Source organism: Pseudomonas sp. 58 R 12, assembly GCF_900005865.1.
GTDB lineage: Bacteria > Pseudomonadota > Gammaproteobacteria > Pseudomonadales > Pseudomonadaceae > Aquipseudomonas > Aquipseudomonas tritici.
In genome coordinates this window covers 666,599-683,724 of sequence record NZ_CVTP01000028.1, presented here as the reverse complement: position 1 = coordinate 683,724, position 17,126 = coordinate 666,599, and the positions used below count along the sequence as shown (strand labels likewise).

The 17,126-nt window shown below is 60.8% G+C and carries 16 protein-coding genes; 11 read left to right on the top strand and 5 right to left on the bottom strand.

Going from position 1 to position 17,126, the window contains the following annotated elements; translation table 11 throughout:
* Positions 1-69: 69 nt before the first annotated feature.
* Entirely contained in the window at positions 70-633 is a 564-nt protein-coding gene (locus BFP95_RS27470) for a helix-turn-helix domain-containing protein (protein WP_065873442.1), read from the bottom strand.
* Positions 634-687: 54 nt separating this feature from the next.
* On the opposite strand from BFP95_RS27470, the gene BFP95_RS27465 reads away from it, so the two are divergent.
* The 9 genes from BFP95_RS27465 (at position 688) to BFP95_RS27425 (ending at position 9,289) form a co-directional block, all read left to right on the top strand.
* Positions 688-1,656, top strand: coding sequence for a DMT family transporter (locus BFP95_RS27465; RefSeq protein WP_371905586.1), 969 nt, complete (start codon positions 688-690; stop codon positions 1,654-1,656).
* A 204-nt stretch (positions 1,657-1,860) separates the two neighbouring features.
* Entirely contained in the window at positions 1,861-4,782 is a 2,922-nt protein-coding gene (locus BFP95_RS27460) for a monovalent cation/H+ antiporter subunit A (RefSeq protein ID WP_065910981.1), read from the top strand.
* On the top strand, positions 4,782-5,126 hold the full coding sequence (locus BFP95_RS27455; protein WP_003192163.1) for a Na+/H+ antiporter subunit C: 345 nt from the start codon (positions 4,782-4,784) through the stop codon (positions 5,124-5,126). The genes BFP95_RS27460 and BFP95_RS27455 overlap by 1 nt, the downstream gene beginning before the upstream one ends.
* Positions 5,123-6,805, top strand: a complete 1,683-nt coding sequence (locus BFP95_RS27450) for a monovalent cation/H+ antiporter subunit D (RefSeq protein WP_065890748.1) — start codon at positions 5,123-5,125, stop codon at positions 6,803-6,805. The genes BFP95_RS27455 and BFP95_RS27450 overlap by 4 nt, the downstream gene beginning before the upstream one ends.
* Positions 6,802-7,290 carry a Na+/H+ antiporter subunit E gene (locus tag BFP95_RS27445; protein ID WP_065881838.1) on the top strand — a complete coding sequence of 163 codons (489 nt, stop codon included), beginning with the start codon at positions 6,802-6,804 and terminating at the stop codon, positions 7,288-7,290. Before BFP95_RS27450 ends, BFP95_RS27445 begins: the two co-directional genes overlap by 4 nt.
* A complete protein-coding gene (locus tag BFP95_RS27440) occupies positions 7,287-7,565 on the top strand; it encodes a K+/H+ antiporter subunit F (RefSeq protein WP_003211751.1) in 279 nt (92 codons plus the stop codon). The genes BFP95_RS27445 and BFP95_RS27440 overlap by 4 nt, the downstream gene beginning before the upstream one ends.
* Positions 7,562-7,900 carry a Na+/H+ antiporter subunit G gene (locus tag BFP95_RS27435; protein ID WP_010209506.1) on the top strand — a complete coding sequence of 113 codons (339 nt, stop codon included), beginning with the start codon at positions 7,562-7,564 and terminating at the stop codon, positions 7,898-7,900. The genes BFP95_RS27440 and BFP95_RS27435 overlap by 4 nt, the downstream gene beginning before the upstream one ends.
* Positions 7,901-8,090: 190 nt before the next feature.
* Entirely contained in the window at positions 8,091-8,642 is a 552-nt protein-coding gene (locus BFP95_RS27430; RefSeq protein WP_065910980.1) for a dihydrofolate reductase family protein, read from the top strand.
* A 311-nt stretch (positions 8,643-8,953) separates the two neighbouring features.
* Positions 8,954-9,289, top strand: coding sequence for a DUF6124 family protein (locus tag BFP95_RS27425; protein WP_065873447.1), 336 nt, complete (start codon positions 8,954-8,956; stop codon positions 9,287-9,289).
* Positions 9,290-9,668: 379 nt separating this feature from the next.
* Here BFP95_RS27425 and cysS read toward each other — a convergent pair whose 3' ends face one another.
* Positions 9,669-11,057: a cysteine--tRNA ligase gene (gene cysS / locus BFP95_RS27420; protein ID WP_065873448.1), complete on the bottom strand. Its 1,389-nt coding sequence runs from the start codon at positions 11,055-11,057 to the stop codon at positions 9,669-9,671.
* 37 nt (positions 11,058-11,094) lie between these two features.
* Positions 11,095-12,795, bottom strand: a complete 1,701-nt coding sequence (locus BFP95_RS27415) for a glutamine--tRNA ligase/YqeY domain fusion protein (RefSeq protein WP_065881835.1) — start codon at positions 12,793-12,795, stop codon at positions 11,095-11,097.
* A 248-nt stretch (positions 12,796-13,043) separates the two neighbouring features.
* On the opposite strand from BFP95_RS27415, the gene BFP95_RS27410 reads away from it, so the two are divergent.
* Both BFP95_RS27410 and lpxH read left to right on the top strand, forming a co-directional pair.
* Positions 13,044-13,547 (top strand): peptidylprolyl isomerase, encoded by a 504-nt coding sequence (locus tag BFP95_RS27410; RefSeq protein ID WP_065873450.1) that lies wholly within the window; start codon positions 13,044-13,046, stop codon positions 13,545-13,547.
* Complete coding sequence (gene lpxH, locus BFP95_RS27405) at positions 13,544-14,293, top strand: UDP-2,3-diacylglucosamine diphosphatase (protein ID WP_065873451.1); 750 nt, start codon at positions 13,544-13,546, stop codon at positions 14,291-14,293. Before BFP95_RS27410 ends, lpxH begins: the two co-directional genes overlap by 4 nt.
* Before the next feature lie 91 nt (positions 14,294-14,384).
* On the opposite strand, the gene BFP95_RS27400 is transcribed toward lpxH, so the two are convergent.
* Together BFP95_RS27400 and BFP95_RS27395 are read right to left on the bottom strand one after the other, a co-directional pair.
* Positions 14,385-15,914, bottom strand: coding sequence for a DHA2 family efflux MFS transporter permease subunit (locus BFP95_RS27400; RefSeq protein ID WP_065910979.1), 1,530 nt, complete (start codon positions 15,912-15,914; stop codon positions 14,385-14,387).
* Positions 15,914-17,113: an HlyD family secretion protein gene (locus tag BFP95_RS27395; RefSeq protein WP_065873453.1), complete on the bottom strand. Its 1,200-nt coding sequence runs from the start codon at positions 17,111-17,113 to the stop codon at positions 15,914-15,916. Before BFP95_RS27395 ends, BFP95_RS27400 begins: the two co-directional genes overlap by 1 nt.
* Positions 17,114-17,126: the final 13 nt, after the last annotated feature.

The following is a 17,126-nucleotide window of genomic DNA, read 5'->3' as shown; positions in this document are numbered from 1 at the left end:
TGTTAAATCAGCGCAGTAGAGCGCGTTTCAAACCAGCAAAGTGTGCATCTACTGTTGCCGGGCGAACAGTTAGATCACCACGGTCCGCACAAAGCACACCGCCACGTCACCCTCGTTGCGATAGCCGTGGGATTGGCGGCTGGCGAACATATAGAACTCACCCGCCACGACGTGTTTTTCTTCGTCGTCGAGGATCAGGGTCAGTGCGCCCTCATACACGAACAGCTGCACGCTCCAGCCATCCGGATCGGGCTCGGGACTGTAGCGATCACCGGGTTCCAGGCGCATCTCCCACAATTCCACTTCGCGCCGGGCATTGGCTTTGGCCAGTAGCACCGCCTTGCTGCCCGGAATCTCACCGGCCCACGCCAGCTCATTGATGCGGCTGTGGTCGGGCGCGTCCGGCGCCTGGATGAGGTCGCTGAAGGCCACGTTTAACGCTTCGGCCACGCGGTCGAGGGTGGACAGGCTGACATTCTTCTCCCCCGCCTCGATCGCCACCAGCATGCGTCGGCTGACTCCGGATTTTTCCGAAAGCGCGGTCTGGCTGAGGTCGGCGGCGTGGCGCAGGCGACGAACGTTCTGGCTGACGTGCTGCAGGACCGAGGCCCGTTGTGGATTTTCTTTGTGCACTATATTGCTCAATGGGTGGGTGTGCGCAGTATACTGCCCAGCGTGCGGCGCATTGTGCGTGCCGCGTTCTCACTGTGCAAGATCAGAGCCGCCATGACTACCTCGACCGCGTCCCCGCGTTTCAACCGCTTCAGCAAAGCCGAATGCATCCTGGTGGTGATCACCATGATCTGGGGCGGCACGTTTTTGCTGGTGCAGCACGCGATGACCGTCAGCGGGCCGATGTTTTTCGTAGGCCTGCGCTTTGCCGCTGCGGCCATTGTGGTGGGCTGCTTTTCCTTGCGTACCCTGCGTGACTTGACCTTGTTCGAATTGAAGGCCGGTGTGTTTATTGGGGTGGCGATTATGTTTGGCTACGGCCTGCAGACCATCGGTTTGCAGACCATCCTGAGCAGCCAGTCGGCGTTTATCACCGCGCTCTATGTGCCATTCGTGCCACTGCTGCAATGGCTGGTGCTGGGCCGTCGCCCGGGGTTGATGCCGAGCATTGGCATCATGCTGGCGTTTGCCGGCTTGATGCTGCTGACGGGGCCGGCGGGGGCCTCGCTGAATTTCAGTCCCGGTGAAATCGCTACGCTCATCGGCGCCATCGCCATTGCGGCGGAAATCATCCTGATCAGTGCATTCGCGGGGCAAGTGGATGTGCGCCGGGTGACGGTTGTGCAACTGGCCACCGCTTCGCTGCTGTCGTTCCTGATGGTGGTGCCGATGGGCGAAGCGCTGCCGGGGTTTTCGTGGCTACTGCTGTTCAGCGCGGTGGGCCTGGGCTTGACCAGTGCGGTGATTCAGGTCGCGATGAATTGGGCGCAGCAGAGTGTTTCGCCAACGCGGGCGACGTTGATCTATGCCGGTGAGCCGGTGTGGGCGGGCGTGGTGGGGCGGATTGCCGGAGAACGCTTCCCGCCGATTGCGATGCTGGGGGCCGTGTTGATTGTGGCGGCGGTGATTGTGAGTGAGATGAAGACCAAGGGGCAGAAGGCCCTTGAATTGCGAGATGCTCGGGAACAGGAACAGCAGGGGTAAAGCCGAACCCTGTGGTGACTGGGAAATCGCTATCGCGGGCAAGCCCGGCTCCCACAGGGGTAAGCACTTCAAAGCCCACTCCCTCGAAACAATGCGTTATGGGAGTTTTCGGCCTACTTTGTAGGATCCTTACACATCTTGCCGTTTGGTGATCGCGAAAGCGGCACGTATGATGCATCCCAAACTCCCGCAGATTAGAAGCCTATGTCCCTGATAGTTCTACTGCTTCTGCCTTTTATTGGCAGCTGTCTGGCGGCCTTGCTGCCGCACAATGCACGTAACACCGAATCCCTGCTGGCAGGCCTGGTGGCGCTGGCTGGCACCATTCAAGTCGCCCTGCTCTACCCCCAGATCGCCCACGGTGGCGTGATACGCGAAGAATTCATGTGGTTGCCCAGCCTTGGGCTGAACTTCGTGCTGCGCATGGATGGGTTTGCCTGGCTGTTCTCGATGCTGGTGCTCGGCATCGGCTCGCTGGTGTCGCTGTATGCGCGTTACTACATGTCGCCGGATGATCCGGTGCCGCGCTTTTTCGCGTTTTTCCTGGCCTTCATGGGCGCCATGCTCGGGCTGGTGATTTCCGGCAACCTGATCCAGATCGTGTTTTTCTGGGAACTGACCAGCCTGTTCTCGTTCCTGCTGATCGGCTATTGGCACCACCGTGCCGATGCCAGGCGCGGCGCGTATATGGCGCTGATGGTCACCGGCGCCGGCGGCTTGTGCCTGCTGGCGGGCGTGATGTTGCTGGGGCATATCGTCGGCAGCTATGACCTGGACCTGGTATTGGCGGCAGGCGATCAGATTCGCGCGCATTCGCTGTACCCGGCCATGCTGGCCCTGGTGTTGATCGGTGCCCTGAGCAAAAGCGCGCAGTTCCCGTTCCACTTCTGGCTGCCCCATGCGATGGCGGCTCCCACGCCGGTGTCGGCGTACCTGCATTCGGCGACGATGGTGAAAGCCGGCGTGTTCCTGCTGGCCCGCCTGTGGCCGTCGCTGTCCGGCAGCGAAGAATGGTTCTATATCGTCGGCGGCGCCGGCGCCCTCACCCTCCTCCTCGGCGCTTACTGCGCCATGTTCCAGAATGATCTCAAGGGCCTGCTGGCCTACTCCACCATCAGCCACCTCGGGCTGATCACCTTATTGCTGGGCCTTAACAGCCCGCTGGCCGCCGTCGCGGCGGTGTTCCATATTCTCAATCATGCGACCTTCAAGGCGTCGCTGTTCATGGCGGCGGGCATCATCGACCACGAAAGCGGCACGCGGGATATCCGCAAGCTCAGCGGGTTGGTGCGGTTGATCCCGTTTACCGCGACCCTGGCGATGGTGGCCAGTGCGTCCATGGCCGGCGTGCCGTTACTCAATGGCTTCCTGTCCAAAGAGATGTTCTTCGCCGAAACCGTCTTTATCTCCTCGACTCAATGGGTGGAATTCGCCCTGCCGTTGATCGCGACCATCGCCGGTACGTTCAGCGTGGCCTATGCCCTGCGCTTTACCGTGGATGTGTTCTTCGGCCCGACCGCGACAGACCTGCCGCACACCCCTCACGAGCCGCCGCGCTGGATGCGCGCCCCGGTTGAGCTGCTGGTGTTTACTTGCCTGCTGGTGGGGATTTTCCCGGCTCAGGTCGTCGGCTCTATCCTCGCTGCCGCCGCCTTGCCCGTGGTGGGCGGTGTGCTGCCGGAGTACAGCCTCGCGATCTGGCACGGCTGGAACGCGCCGATGATCATGAGCCTGGTGGCCATGTCCGGCGGGGTGGTGCTTTACCTGCTTCTGCGCAAGCAACTCAAGTTGGGCCGCTTCAAATACCCGCCCGTCATCAGCTACTTCAATGGCAAGCGCGGCTTTGAGCGCTGCCTGGTGGTGATGATGCGCGGCGTGCGCAAGATCGAAAAACGCATCAGCACCAAGCGCCTGCAGACCCAGCTGTTTCTGCTGGTGCTGGTGGCGGTCATCGGCGGCATGATCCCGATGATCAACAGTGGCCTCAGTTGGGGCGACCGGCCGAAAATCCCGGGCTCCATCGTGTTTGTGACCCTGTGGCTGCTGGCGATCGCCTGCGCCCTCGGTGCCGCCTGGCAAGCCAAGTATCACCGGCTGGCGGCCCTGACCATGGTCAGCGTGTGCGGCCTGATGACCTGCGTCACCTTTGTGTGGTTCTCGGCGCCGGACCTGGCGTTGACCCAACTGGTGGTCGAAGTGGTCACCACGGTGCTGATCCTGCTGGGGCTGCGCTGGTTGCCAAGGCGGATCGAAGAAGTGTCGCCACTGCCCAGTTCGCTGCGCAAGGCACGCATCCGTCGTCTGCGCGACTTCCTGCTGTCCACCGTTGTCGGCGGCGGCATGGCATTGCTGTCCTATGCGATGCTGACGCGCCAGACGCCCAACGATATCTCCTCGTTCTACCTGAGCCGCGCCCTGCCCGAAGGCGGCGGCAGCAATGTGGTCAATGTGATGCTGGTGGACTTCCGTGGCTTCGATACCCTCGGCGAAATCACTGTGCTCGGCGCCGTGGCGCTGACCGTGTACGCCCTGCTGCGGCGCTTCCGCCCGTCCAGGGAAAGCATGCAGCTGCCCGCGCAACAGCGCCAACTCGCGCCGGACGTGGCCACCGACCTGGTCAACCCGCGCCAGGCCAGCGATACCGCCCTGGGCTTCATGATGGTGCCGGCGGTGCTGGTGCGCCTGCTATTGCCGATTGCGCTGGTGGTGTCGTTCTACCTGTTCATGCGCGGCCATAACCAGCCGGGCGGCGGGTTTGTCGCCGGGTTGGTGATGTCGGTGGCGTTTATCCTGCAATACATGGTCGCCGGAACGCAGTGGGTGGAGGCGCAGATGAGCCTGCGGCCGATGCGCTGGATGGGCTTCGGCCTGCTCGCCGCGACCTTGACGGGCCTGGGCGCATTGTTTGCCGGGTACCCGTTCCTCACCACGCACACCTGGCATTTCAGCCTGCCGGTGCTGGGCGATATTCATGTCGCCAGCGCGCTGTTCTTCGACGTCGGCGTGTACGCCATGGTCGTCGGTTCGACGCTGCTGATGCTCACTGCCCTCGGTCACCAGTCGGTGCGAGCGCATAAACCGAGCAACCAGGCCAAGGTCGTTGCTGCAACAGAAGGAGCCGCCTGATGGAAGAAGTCATCGCAATTGCCATTGGAGTCCTGGCCGCTTCCGGCGTCTGGCTGATCCTGCGGCCACGGACGTTCCAGGTGGTGATGGGCCTGTGCCTGCTGTCATATGGGGTCAACCTGTTCATTTTCAGCATGGGCAGCCTGTTTATCGGTAAAGAGCCGATCATCAAGGACGGCGTGCCGCAGGACCTGCTCAACTACACCGACCCGCTGCCCCAGGCGCTGGTGCTCACGGCGATCGTGATCAGCTTCGCCATGACCGCGCTGTTTCTGGTGGTGCTGCTGGCCTCGCGTGGCCTGACCGGTACTGACCATGTTGATGGCCGGGAGCCCAAGGAATGAATTGGGTCAACCAACTGATCGTCGCACCGATCCTGCTGCCATTGCTCACCGCCGCGCTGATGCTGATGCTGGGTGAAAAACGTCGCCCGCTGAAGGCGCAGATCAACCTGGTCTCGAGCATGCTTGGCCTGGGCGTTGCCATTCTGCTGCTGTACTGGACGCAAAAAGGCGGCCCCGGCTCGATCGGCGTGTACCTGCCGGGCAACTGGCAAGTGCCGTTTGGCATCGTGCTGGTGGTGGACCAACTGTCGGCGCTGATGCTGGTGCTCACCGGGATCATCGGCGTGAGCGCGCTGCTGTTCGCCATGGCCCGCTGGGACCGTGCGGGCACCAGTTTCCATGCACTGTTCCAGATCCAGATGATGGGGTTGTATGGTGCGTTTCTCACCGCGGACCTGTTCAATCTGTTCGTGTTCTTCGAAGTGTTGCTGGCGGCGTCTTACGGTTTGATGCTGCACGGTTCCGGCCGCGCGCGGGTGTCGTCGGGGCTGCATTACATCGCAATCAACCTGCTGGCGTCGTCGCTGTTTCTGATTGGCGCGGCGATGATCTATGGCGTCACCGGCACACTGAACTTCGCCGACCTGGCGCTGAAAATCCCGCTGGTGCCGGAAGCCGATCGCGGCCTGCTGCATGCCGGTGCGGCGATCCTCGCCACCGCGTTCCTGGCCAAGGCCGGCATGTGGCCGCTGAACTTCTGGCTGGCCCCGGCCTACTCCTCGGCCAGTGCGCCGGTGGCGGCGATGTTTGCGATCATGACCAAGGTTGGCGTGTACACCGTGCTACGCCTGTGGACCCTGCTGTTCTCCGGCCAGGCCGGTGCGTCAGCGCTGTTTGGCGGCGACTGGCTGGTGTATGGCGGCATGGCGACCATCATCTGCGCGGCGCTGGCGATGGTGGCGGCGCAGCGTCTAGAGCGCATGGCCAGCCTGAGCATTCTGGTGTCAGCCGGCATTCTGCTGTCGGCGGTAGGCTTCGCCCAGCCGAGCCTGACTGCTGGCGCGCTGTTCTATCTGGTCAGCTCCACCTTGGCGTTAAGCGCGCTGTTCCTGCTGGCTGAGCTGATCGAGCGTTCGCGTTCGGCCAACGATTTGCCGCTGGACGAAGAAATCGATGCGCTGCCCAAGGCCATGGAATCCCTGCATCCGCGCCCCGGCGTCAACCTGGATGATGAGCAGAAAGCCGTCGTCGGCCAGGTGATTCCGTGGACCATGGCGTTCCTCGGCTTGAGTTTTGTCGCCTGCGCGCTGCTGATTATCGGCATGCCGCCGTTGTCCGGGTTTATCGGCAAGCTCAGCTTGTTGAGTGCGCTGGTCAATCCGCTGGGCCTGGGCGTCAGTGTCGACGAGCCAATCCGTCCCGCTGCCTGGGGCCTTGTGGCGCTGTTGATCCTCTCCGGCCTGGCTTCGCTGATCGCCTTTGCGCGCCTGGGCATCCAGCGCTTCTGGACCCCCGAAGAGCGCCCCTCACCGCTGCTGCGTCGCTACGAGTGCGTGCCGATCTTCTTTCTGCTCGGCCTTAGCATCCTGCTGACCTTCAAGGCAGAACCGCTGATGCGCTACACCCAGGCCACCGCCGCCAGCCTGAACAACCCGGAACGCTACGTGATGGCCGTCATGGCAACACGTCCCGTCCCCAGCCCTGAAGCCAAGACCGCCGCGTTGGAGGTGCAGCCATGAAGCGACTGTTCCCTGCCCCGTGGCTGTCCCTGGCCCTGTGGCTGTTGTGGCTGGTGCTGAACGTGTCACTCAGCGCTGGCAACCTGCTGCTGGGTGCCGCACTGGGCTTTCTTGCACCGCTGTTGATGGCACCGCTGCGCCCGCTGCCGATTCGCATCCGCCGCCCGGGTGTGATCATTCGCCTGTTTTTCCGGGTGGGTCGCGATGTGATCATCTCCAACCTGCAAGTGGCCTGGGGCGTATTGATCTGTGGTTCACGCCCGCCGCGTTCGCGCTTTATCAAGATCCCCCTGGACCTGCGCGACGCCAACGGCCTGGCCGCGCTGTCGATGATCACCACGGTGGTGCCCGGCACCATCTGGTCGGAACTGGCGCTGGACCGCAGCATCCTCCTGCTGCACGTGTTTGACCTCGAGGACGAAGCGTCGTTTATCGAGCACTTCAAGACCACCTACGAGCGGCCCCTGATGGAGATCTTCGAATGAGCGCCCTGCTCTCCAACGCGATCCTGTTCAGCCTGTTCCTGTTCTCCCTGGCCATGGTGCTGACCCTGGTGCGCCTGTTCAAAGGCCCGTCGGCACAGGACCGCGTACTGGCGCTGGACTACCTGTACATCCTGGCGATGCTGATGATGCTGGTGCTGGGCATTCGGTATGCGAGTGACACCTACTTTGAAGCGGCGCTGTTGATCGCGCTGTTCGGCTTCGTCGGCTCGTTTGCCCTGGCGAAATTCCTGCTGCGTGGCGAGGTGATTGAATGATGCCGTTATGGGTGGAAGTGATCGTGGCGGTGCTGCTGGTGTTGAGCAGTGTGTTTGCATTGATTGGCGCGATTGGATTACTGCGGATGAAGGACTTTTTTCAACGCATGCACCCACCGGCACTGGCTTCGACATTAGGCGCGTGGTGTGTAGCATTGGCGTCGATTATCTACTTTTCGGTGCTCAAATCCGGGCCGGTGTTGCACGGGTGGTTGATTCCGATTTTGTTGTCGATCACGGTGCCAGTGACCACATTGCTATTGGCCCGCACCGGACTGTTCCGCAAGCGCATGGCCGGTGACGACGTCCCCGCCGAGGTCAGCAGCCGCCGCTGATCCCTCAAGTGGGCAGCGTAAAAATGTGGGAGCTGGCTGGCCTGCGATTGCGGTGGGTCAGTCAACATTTTCGGTGACTGACACGCCCTCATCGCAGGCAAGCCAGCTCCCACATTTGAATGGGTGCCAGGCGCGAGATCGGATGTGTGCCGGGGACGTCTTTCGGACATCAGGAAAAGGAATTCCCATCATGGATATCAAGTGTTCCGTGTTTATCGCCGCAAGCATTGACGGCTTTATCGCCCGGCCAGATGGCGATATCGAGTGGCTGCACCGGCCGGAATATGAGCTGGCAGCGTTGAACGGCCTGACGTATGAAAGCTTCATCGCGACGGTTGATGCGCTGGTGATGGGCCGCAAAACCCTGGAAAAAGTCCTGTCGTTTGCGGAGTGGCCCTATGAGGGTATGCCGGTCATCGCCCTTTCTCACCAGGCCGTAGAAATCCCGACGTATTTGCAGGGCAAGGTCGAGGTGATGTCCCTGGACCCAATCGCGCTGGTGGCACAGTTAGCCGAACGCGGCATGAAGCATCTCTATATCGATGGTGGCCAAACGATCCAGGCGTTTCTAGACTCAGGGCTGATCAACGAGCTGATCATTACGCGTATTCCGGTGCTGCTGGGGCAAGGGATTCCATTTTTCAGCCAGGTCGGCAACGAGCATGATCTTCGCCATATCGGCACGTATGTGTCGGAGAATGGATTTGTTCAGAGTCGGTACGAAGTCACTGACAAGCGCTGATGCTCAGGCATCAGCTCCCGGAAATTTCCGACAGCGTTCTAAGGTTGCCCCTCGGAAGATGACGCCCTAATCTTCGGTGGTCGCTGAAAACTCAGCGACCGGGTTTCGCAGCCCGGTTAAACTCTAGACGCACAGCGTCCACCTCAAGATAGCGGGCGCTTTTTTATGCCTGATGTTATGGCGGCTGTGCGCGGGATACCTTCGGGTATGCCGGGTGCCTAGAGTCCCGGTCTGCGAACCTGCGTACAGCTGCCACCCCGGTATCGTTTCGCAGCGATGGGTGGTGGCTCCAATACTCTAGGAGCTTCGTCATGATCAAAGACAGTCCGAATCCGCCGTCAGACTCAGCCGCGTTTCATACTGCGGCTCATCGAGCAATCAACCACTATCTGAACCCACCTGAGAAACCAGAGCCTTCTACTGAGGACCATAGTTTATTTACCGTACGCGAAGGATTAGACGTCGAGACGCTGCTGGTCAACGCGTCGGAGGATCTTGCCTCGGTTCAAGCGCTGGCAAGCCATTTGGCTTTTGAGATCGACGGCAATCCTCGCAGCGTGGCCTTGGGAATGTGTCGGATGCTGGAGGGGATCCAGCTAATGGTGGATAAAACACTAAGCCTCAAAGACCATCCAACTCACACATAAATCTGAAATTGAAGAGTTCGCAAAGTGGGCACGGTAAAAAATGTGGGAGCTGGCTTGCCTGCGATTACGGTGGGTCAGTCAACATCTTCGATGACTGACACTCCCTCATCGCAGCATAAGTATCTACACATCTTCAACGTGAAATTGCGTAGCAGCTGTCGAGCCCTGGCGAGGCTGCGTCAGCGGTGCGTCAGACAGCCCGCAAACGCAGCCTCGCCGGGGCTCGACAGCTGCTACGCAGAGGGGCTCCCTCAAGATGTGTAGATACCTATGCTCATCGCAGGCAAGCCAGCTCCCACAGTGGATCGAGTGAAACGTTAAACAGTGTGCAAAAAAACGCCCCGAACCAGTCGGGGCGTTTTTGTTCAGCGTTTACCGATCAGGCCTGATCAGCCAACCGCCACGTCGTCCCACCCTTGCCGTCTTCCAACACCACACCCATCGCGGTCAGTTGGTCACGGATACGGTCGGACTCCGCCCAGTCTTTATTGGTACGAGCAGCCAGACGCGCCTGGATCAGCGCATCCACTTCAGCCGCATCCACACGCCCTTCGGCGCCGGCTTGCAGGAAGTCATCGGCTTCCATCTGCAACACGCCCAGCACGCTGGCCAGCTCTTTCAAGCGTGCCGCTAGACCCGCCGCCGCGTCGAGATCGCTCTCGCGCAGGCGGTTGATCTCACGCACCATCTCGAACAACACGGCGCAGGCTTCCGGGGTGCCGAAATCGTCGTTCATGACTTCGGTAAACCGTGCCACGAAGGCTTCGCCGCCAGCCGGCGCCACGGCGGGCAGGCCTTTCAACGCGTGGTAGAAACGTTCCAGGGCACCTTTGGCGTCCTTGAGGTTGTCTTCCGAGTAGTTGATGGCGCTGCGGTAATGGCTCGACACCAGCAGGTAACGCACGACTTCCGGGTGGTACTTTTCCAGCACGTCGCGAATGGTGAAGAAGTTGTTCAAGGACTTGGACATCTTCTCGCCATTGATGCGGATCATGCCGCAGTGCATCCAGGCGTTGGCGTAGGTCTTGCCGGTGGCGGCTTCGCTCTGGGCGATTTCGTTTTCGTGGTGCGGGAACTCGAGGTCGCTGCCGCCGCCATGAATGTCGAAAGTTTCGCCCAGGCAGCAGGTGGACATCACCGAGCATTCGATGTGCCAGCCCGGACGCCCAGCGCCCCACGGCGACTCCCAGCTCGGCTCGCCGGGCTTGGTGCCTTTCCACAGCACGAAGTCGAGCGGGTCTTGCTTGGCTTCGTCGACTTCGATGCGGGCGCCGATGCGCAGGTCTTCGATTTTTTTGCGCGACAGCTTGCCGTAGCCCATGAATTTGGCGACGCGGTAGTACACGTCGCCATTGCCTGGGGCGTAGGCGTAACCCTTGTCGATCAGGGTCTGGATCATCGCGTGCATGCCCGGAATGTGGTCCGTGGCGCGTGGCTCCATGTCCGGCTTGAGGATGTTGAGGCGCGCCTCATCCTCGTGCATCGCGGCGATCATGCGCTCGGTCAGCGCGTCGAACGACTCGCCGTTTTCATTGGCGCGGTTGATGATCTTGTCGTCGATGTCGGTGATGTTGCGCACGTACGTCAAGTCGTAGCCGCTGAAACGCAACCAGCGGGTCACCAGGTCGAAGGCAACCATGCTGCGGCCGTGGCCGATGTGGCAGTAGTCGTACACGGTCATGCCGCACACGTACATGCGCACCTTGTTGCCATCCAGCGGTTTGAAGACTTCTTTGGTCTTGCTGAGTGTGTTGTAGATCGTTAGCACGACATTTCCTTCTTTCTACGCAAAGCCGCCAAAGGCTTCACTGGCCCCACGAATCACGCAAGGTCACGGTACGGTTGAATACCGGCTGACCGGGTTTCGAGTCCTTGATATCCGCGCAGAAGTAACCTTCGCGCTCGAACTGGAAACGGTCTTCCGGCTGTGCGTCGGCCAACGAGGGCTCCGCACGACAACCCGTAAGGACTTGCAGGGAGTCAGGGTTGATGTTGTCGAGGAAACTCGCGCTGTCTTCGGCCTTTTCAGGGTTCGGCGAGCGGAACAGACGATCGTACAAGCGCACTTCGCACTCGATGCTGGCAGCCGCAGGCACCCAGTGGACCACGCCCTTGACCTTGCGGCCTTCAGGGTTCTTGCCGAGGGTTTCCGGGTCGTACGAGCAACGCAGTTCGACGATGTTGCCATCGGCGTCCTTGATCGCTTCATCGGCACGGATCACGTAGCTGCCACGCAGGCGCACTTCGCCGTTTGGCTCCAGGCGCTTGTAGCCTTTTGGCGGTTCTTCCATGAAGTCATCGCGGTCGATGTAGATTTCACGGGCGAACGGCAGCTTGCGCACGCCGAGTTCTTCTTTTTGCGGATGACGCGGCAGTTCGAGGTGCTCGACTTTGTCTTCCGGGTAGTTGGTGATCACGACTTTCAACGGACGCAGCACGCACATGGCGCGCGGGGCGTTCGCGTCGAGGTCCTGGCGGATGCTGAATTCGAGCATGCCGAAGTCAACCACGCCGTCGGAACGGTTGGTGCCGACCATGTCGCAGAAGTTGCGGATCGACGCAGGCGTGTAGCCACGACGGCGGAAGCCCGACAGCGTCGACATGCGCGGGTCATCCCAGCCATGCACGTGCTTTTCATCGACCAGTTGCTTGAGCTTGCGCTTGCTGGTGATGGTGTAGTTCAGGTTCAGGCGGCTGAATTCGTACTGACGCGGGTGCGCCGGTACCGGCAGGCTGTCGAGGAACCACTCATACAATGGGCGATGGCTTTCGAACTCCAGGGTGCAGATGGAGTGGGTGATGCCTTCGATGGCGTCGGACTGACCGTGGGTGAAGTCGTAGTTGGGGTAGATGCACCACTTGTCACCGGTCTGGTGGTGATGGGCATGGCGGATGCGGTACATGATCGGGTCGCGCAGGTTCATGTTCGGCGAGGCCATGTCGATCTTGGCACGCAGTACGCGAGCGCCGTCCGGGAACTCACCGGCGCGCATGCGGGCGAACCAGTCGAGGTTCTCTTCCACCGAACGGTCGCGGAACGGGCTGTTCTTGCCCGGTTCGGTCAGGGTGCCACGGTATTCCTTGGCTTGTTCGGGGGTCAGATCGTCGACGTAGGCCTTGCCGGCCTTGATCAGCTCGACCGCCCAGTCAAACAACTGGTCGAAATACTTGGACGCATAGCGCACTTCACCGGACCACTCGAAACCCAGCCACTTGATGTCGCTTTCGATGGCGTCGATGTATTCCTGGTCTTCCTTGGCCGGGTTGGTGTCGTCGAAACGCAGGTGCGTGACGCCACCAAACTCCTGGGCCAGGCCGAAGTTCACACAGATCGACTTGGCGTGACCGATGTGCAGGTAGCCGTTGGGCTCTGGCGGGAAGCGGGTGACGATCTGCGTGTGCTTGCCCGAATCCAGGTCCGCCTGGATGATCGGGCGCAGGAAATTGACCGGGACGGCAGGTCCGGCCTTGGCATTCGAGGTAGGGTCGACAGTGGGCTTGCTCATAGGATCCTTGAACAGACAAGTACGTGGCCGGGCTAGGCCGACAAAACAAAGGCGATATCATAGCCGATGCTGTCAAGCACCTGACAGAGAAGCACTGAAAACGGCTGCATTTATTGCATAGGCGGTAAAAAACCACCTCGAAATTCCTGCAAGGCACGCTAAACTGCGCGTCTTGGCCGCAATTTCGCCATACCGGTCGTGGTGCCCAGGCACCCAAACCCACGAATTCCCTGAAAAGAGTAGTGAACATGACTCAAGTCAAACTGACCACCAACCACGGTGACATCGTCATCGAGCTGAACGCCGAGAAAGCCCCGATCACGGTCGCCAACTTCATCGAGTACGTTAAAGCCGGCCACTACGAAAACACCGTTTTCCACCGTGTCATCGGCAACTTCATGGTCCAGGGCGGCGGTTTCGAACCTGGCATGAAAGAAAAGAAAGACAAGCGCCCAAGCATCCAGAACGAAGCGGACAACGGCCTTTCCAACGACAAGTACACCGTCGCCATGGCCCGTACCATGGAGCCGCATTCGGCCTCCGCGCAGTTCTTCATCAACGTGGCCGACAACGCGTTCCTGAACCACAGCGGCAAGAACGTGCAGGGCTGGGGCTACGCGGTATTCGGCAAAGTGACCGAAGGCCAGGACGTCGTTGACAAGATCAAAGGCGTGCAGACCACCAGCAAAGCAGGTCACCAGGACGTGCCGGTAGAAGACGTTATCGTCGAGAAAGCCGAGATCGTTGGGTGATATTGCTGATTTCAGACTTGCATCTGGAAGAGGAGCGCCCGGACATCACCCGGGCGTTTCTGGATCTGCTCCATGGCCGCGCCCGTGGCGCCCAGGCGTTGTACATTCTGGGGGACTTCTTTGAAGCCTGGATTGGCGACGATGGGATGACACCGTTCCAGCGCTCGATTTGCGCAGCCCTGCGCGAGCTAAGCGACAGCGGCACCCCGATTTTTATCATGCATGGCAATCGCGACTTCCTGATCGGCAAGGCGTTCTGCACAGCAGCCGGTGCCACCTTGCTCAAGGACCCGAGTGTCGTGCAGCTCCATGGCGAACCTGTGCTGTTGATGCACGGCGACAGCCTGTGCACCCGCGACGTCGGCTATATGAAGCTGCGGCGCATCCTGCGTAACCCGATTGTGCTGTTTATCCTGCGCCACCTGCCGTTGCGCACCCGGCACAAGCTGGCGCGCAAGCTGCGCAGTGAAAGCCGTGCGCAGACGCGCATGAAGGCCAACGATATTGTGGATGTGACGCCCGAAGAAGTGCCGCGGGTGATGCAGCAATTTGGCGTGCGCACCCTGGTCCACGGCCATACTCACCGCCCCGCCATTCACAAGTTGCAGATTGGTGAACAGGCGGCCAAGCGTATTGTGCTGGGGGATTGGGATAAGCAAGGGTGGGCGTTGCAGGTGGATGAGCACGGGTTTCAATTGACGGCGTTTGATTTTGTGAACCCGCAATTGGCGTTGCCCGGCGCCTGAACCGACTGCACCTGGCTGGCTTTTTGTAGTGAGCGAGCTTGCCTCGCGCGGGGCAAGCCCGCTCACTACAAAAGCATGGGCAGCCTCCGAACTAGTGGCCTGAGGCTTCCGGCCCAGCCTTGGCGCCAAACGGCGGCTTGGCCAACCACACCAGCAACATCAACCCCATGAACATCCACCCCAGCAACGTGAAGTAATCCACGGTGGACATCATGTACGCCTGGCTGGTGAGGATCTGGTCCAGTTGCGCATACGCCTTGTGACCTGCCCCACCCAGCGCCTGCAACGCATCGCGGGTCGCCGAGTCGTAGGTGGTCATGTTTTCGCTCATGTACGCATGGTGCTGGTCCGCCCGGCGAATCCAGATCCAGGTGGTCAGCGAGGCCGCAAAGCTGCCGCCCAGGGTCCGCAGGAACGTCGCCAGGCCCGCACCGTCGGCAATCTGGTTGGGCGGCAGGTCGGACATCAGGATGCTCAAGGTCGGCATGAAGAACAGCGCCACGCCGATGCCCATGAACAGCTGCACCATCGCGATGTGCGTGAAGTCCACCTCATTGGTGAAACCCGCACGCATAAAGCAGCTCAAGCCAATCGCCAGGAACGCCAGGCCTGCCAGCAGGCGCAGGTCGAACTTGTGCGCGTATTTGCCGACAAACGGCGACATCAGCACCGGCAGGATGCCGATCGGCGCCACCGCCAGGCCCGCCCACGTGGCCGTGTAGCCCATCTGGGTCTGCAACCATTGCGGCAGGATCAGGTTGATGCCGAAGAAGCCTGCGTAACCCAGGATCAACACGATGGTGCCGATGCGGAAGTTGCGGTAGGCGAACAGCCGCAGATTCACCACCGGGTGCTTGTCGGTCATCTCCCAGATGATGAACACCGCCAGGGCAATCACCGAAATCGCGGCACCAATGATGATGAAGTTGGATTCAAACCAATCCAGGTCATTGCCCTTGTCGAGGATGATCTGCAAGGCGCCAACCCCCACGATCAGGCTCAGCAGCCCCACGTAGTCCATGGGTTGGTAGCTGGTCTCCACCGGGCGTTTCTTCAGTTGCGAACGCACCACCATCACCGCAAAGATGCCGATGGGCACGTTGATAAAGAAGATCCACGGCCAGCTGTAGCTGTCGGTGATCCAGCCGCCGAGGATGGGACCGGCAATCGGCGCCACCACCGTGACCATCGCCAATAACGCCAGGGCCATGCCGCGCCTCGCCGGTGGGTAGACCGCGATCAGTAGCGTCTGCGTCATCGGGTACAGCGGCCCGGCCACCAGGCCTTGCACGACCCGAAAGGCGATCAGCTCGGGCATCGAGGTGGAAATACCACAGAGGAACGACGCCAGCACAAACAGCATCGTCGCCCACAAAAACAGCTTCACCTCGCCAAACCGGCGGCTCAGCCAACCGGTGAGTGGCAACGCGATGGCGTTGCTCACCGCAAACGAGGTGATGACCCAGGTGCCCTGCTCCGAACTCACGCCGAGGTTGCCGGAAATAGTCGGCAGCGCCACGTTGGCGATGGTGGTGTCGAGCACCTGCATAAAGGTCGCCAGCGACAGGCCAATAGTGGCCATCAACAGGCTGGGTGGCGTGAAGGAGGCGTTATTGCTCATCAGCGTTGCGCAGCCTTGGGCGCGGCGGTGCTGTTGTCATGGATCAACTGGTTGATCATGGCGTCCGCCTCGGCCAATTGGCGGTCATACACATTGGTGGTGAACGACGCCTTTTGCGGCGCCTGTTGCGCCAGGACCGGGCCGCTCTGGTCGTGCAGGTCCACATTGACCACGGTGCTCAAGCCCACGCGCAGCGGGTGTTTGGCCAACTCGTCGGCGTTGATGTGGATGCGCACCGGCACCCGTTGCACGATCTTGATCCAGTTACCGGTGGCGTTCTGCGCCGGCAGCAGGGCAAATGCGCTGCCGGTACCGGCGCCAAGGCTGTCCACGGTACCGCTGTACTTTACGTCACTGCCGTAAATGTCCGACTCGATGTCCACCGGCTGGCCAATGCGCATATCGCGCAGTTGGGTTTCCTTGAAGTTGGCGTCGATCCACAGCTGGTTGAGTGGGATCACCGCCATCAACGCCGTGCCGGGTTGTACGCGCTGGCCCAGTTGCACGGTGCGCTTGGCCACGTAGCCGGTGACCGGGGCAATCAGGGTGCTGCGTGCATTGGTCAGGTACGCCTGGCGCAATTGCGCGGCGGCGGCCTGCACGTCCGGGTGGGACGAGATCACGGTGTCATCCACCAGCGCGTTGCTGGTCTTGAGTTGCTGCTCAAGGTTGGTCAGGGCGTTTTTCGCCGCCGTCAGGCTGTCACGGGCGTGGGACAGTTCTTCCTGGGAAATCGCCCCGCCCTGGGCCAGGGTTTTACGGCGGTTGAAGTTGTCCTGGGCCGTTTGCACATCGGCTTTCTGCGCATTGACCTGGGCCTTCATGCCATCGACGTTGCTGTACAAACCACGCACCTGACGCACCGTGCGGGCCAGGTTGGCCTGGGCGCTTTGCAGGCCGACGGCCGCGTCGTTCGGGTCGAAGTTGATCAGCACCTGGCCTTCATGGACCAAATCGCCATCGTCGGCGCCGATGCTCACCACGGTACCGGTCACCAGCGGGGTGATTTCCACCACGTTGCCGTTCACATAGGCGTCGTCGGTGCTTTCGTTGAAGCGGCCGTAGAGCTCATACCAGCCCCACACGCCGACGATACCGAGGATGACGATCAGTGCCAGGCCGATCAGCATCACTTTGCGTTTGCGTGGGTTGTTGTCCTTGGTTTGTTCAGTTGCGGTGTTGCTGTCGGCAGTGGCCATGACAAATACCTCA

Excerpts from the sequence above, each read along its gene's own strand:
- BFP95_RS27460 (WP_065910981.1), top strand. The coding sequence starts at position 1,861 with ATGTCCCTGATAGTTCTACTGCTTCTGCCTTTTATTGGCAGCTGTCTG.
- BFP95_RS27455 (WP_003192163.1), top strand. The coding sequence starts at position 4,782 with ATGGAAGAAGTCATCGCAATTGCCATTGGAGTCCTGGCCGCTTCCGGC.
- BFP95_RS27450 (WP_065890748.1), top strand. The coding sequence starts at position 5,123 with ATGAATTGGGTCAACCAACTGATCGTCGCACCGATCCTGCTGCCATTG.
- BFP95_RS27445 (WP_065881838.1), top strand. The coding sequence starts at position 6,802 with ATGAAGCGACTGTTCCCTGCCCCGTGGCTGTCCCTGGCCCTGTGGCTG.
- BFP95_RS27440 (WP_003211751.1), top strand. The coding sequence starts at position 7,287 with ATGAGCGCCCTGCTCTCCAACGCGATCCTGTTCAGCCTGTTCCTGTTC.
- BFP95_RS27435 (WP_010209506.1), top strand. The coding sequence starts at position 7,562 with ATGATGCCGTTATGGGTGGAAGTGATCGTGGCGGTGCTGCTGGTGTTG.
- BFP95_RS27430 (WP_065910980.1), top strand. The coding sequence starts at position 8,091 with ATGGATATCAAGTGTTCCGTGTTTATCGCCGCAAGCATTGACGGCTTT.
- BFP95_RS27425 (WP_065873447.1), top strand. The coding sequence starts at position 8,954 with ATGATCAAAGACAGTCCGAATCCGCCGTCAGACTCAGCCGCGTTTCAT.
- BFP95_RS27415 (WP_065881835.1), bottom strand. The coding sequence starts at position 12,795 with ATGAGCAAGCCCACTGTCGACCCTACCTCGAATGCCAAGGCCGGACCT.
- BFP95_RS27410 (WP_065873450.1), top strand. The coding sequence starts at position 13,044 with ATGACTCAAGTCAAACTGACCACCAACCACGGTGACATCGTCATCGAG.
- BFP95_RS27400 (WP_065910979.1), bottom strand. The coding sequence starts at position 15,914 with ATGAGCAATAACGCCTCCTTCACGCCACCCAGCCTGTTGATGGCCACT.
- BFP95_RS27395 (WP_065873453.1), bottom strand. The coding sequence starts at position 17,113 with ATGGCCACTGCCGACAGCAACACCGCAACTGAACAAACCAAGGACAAC.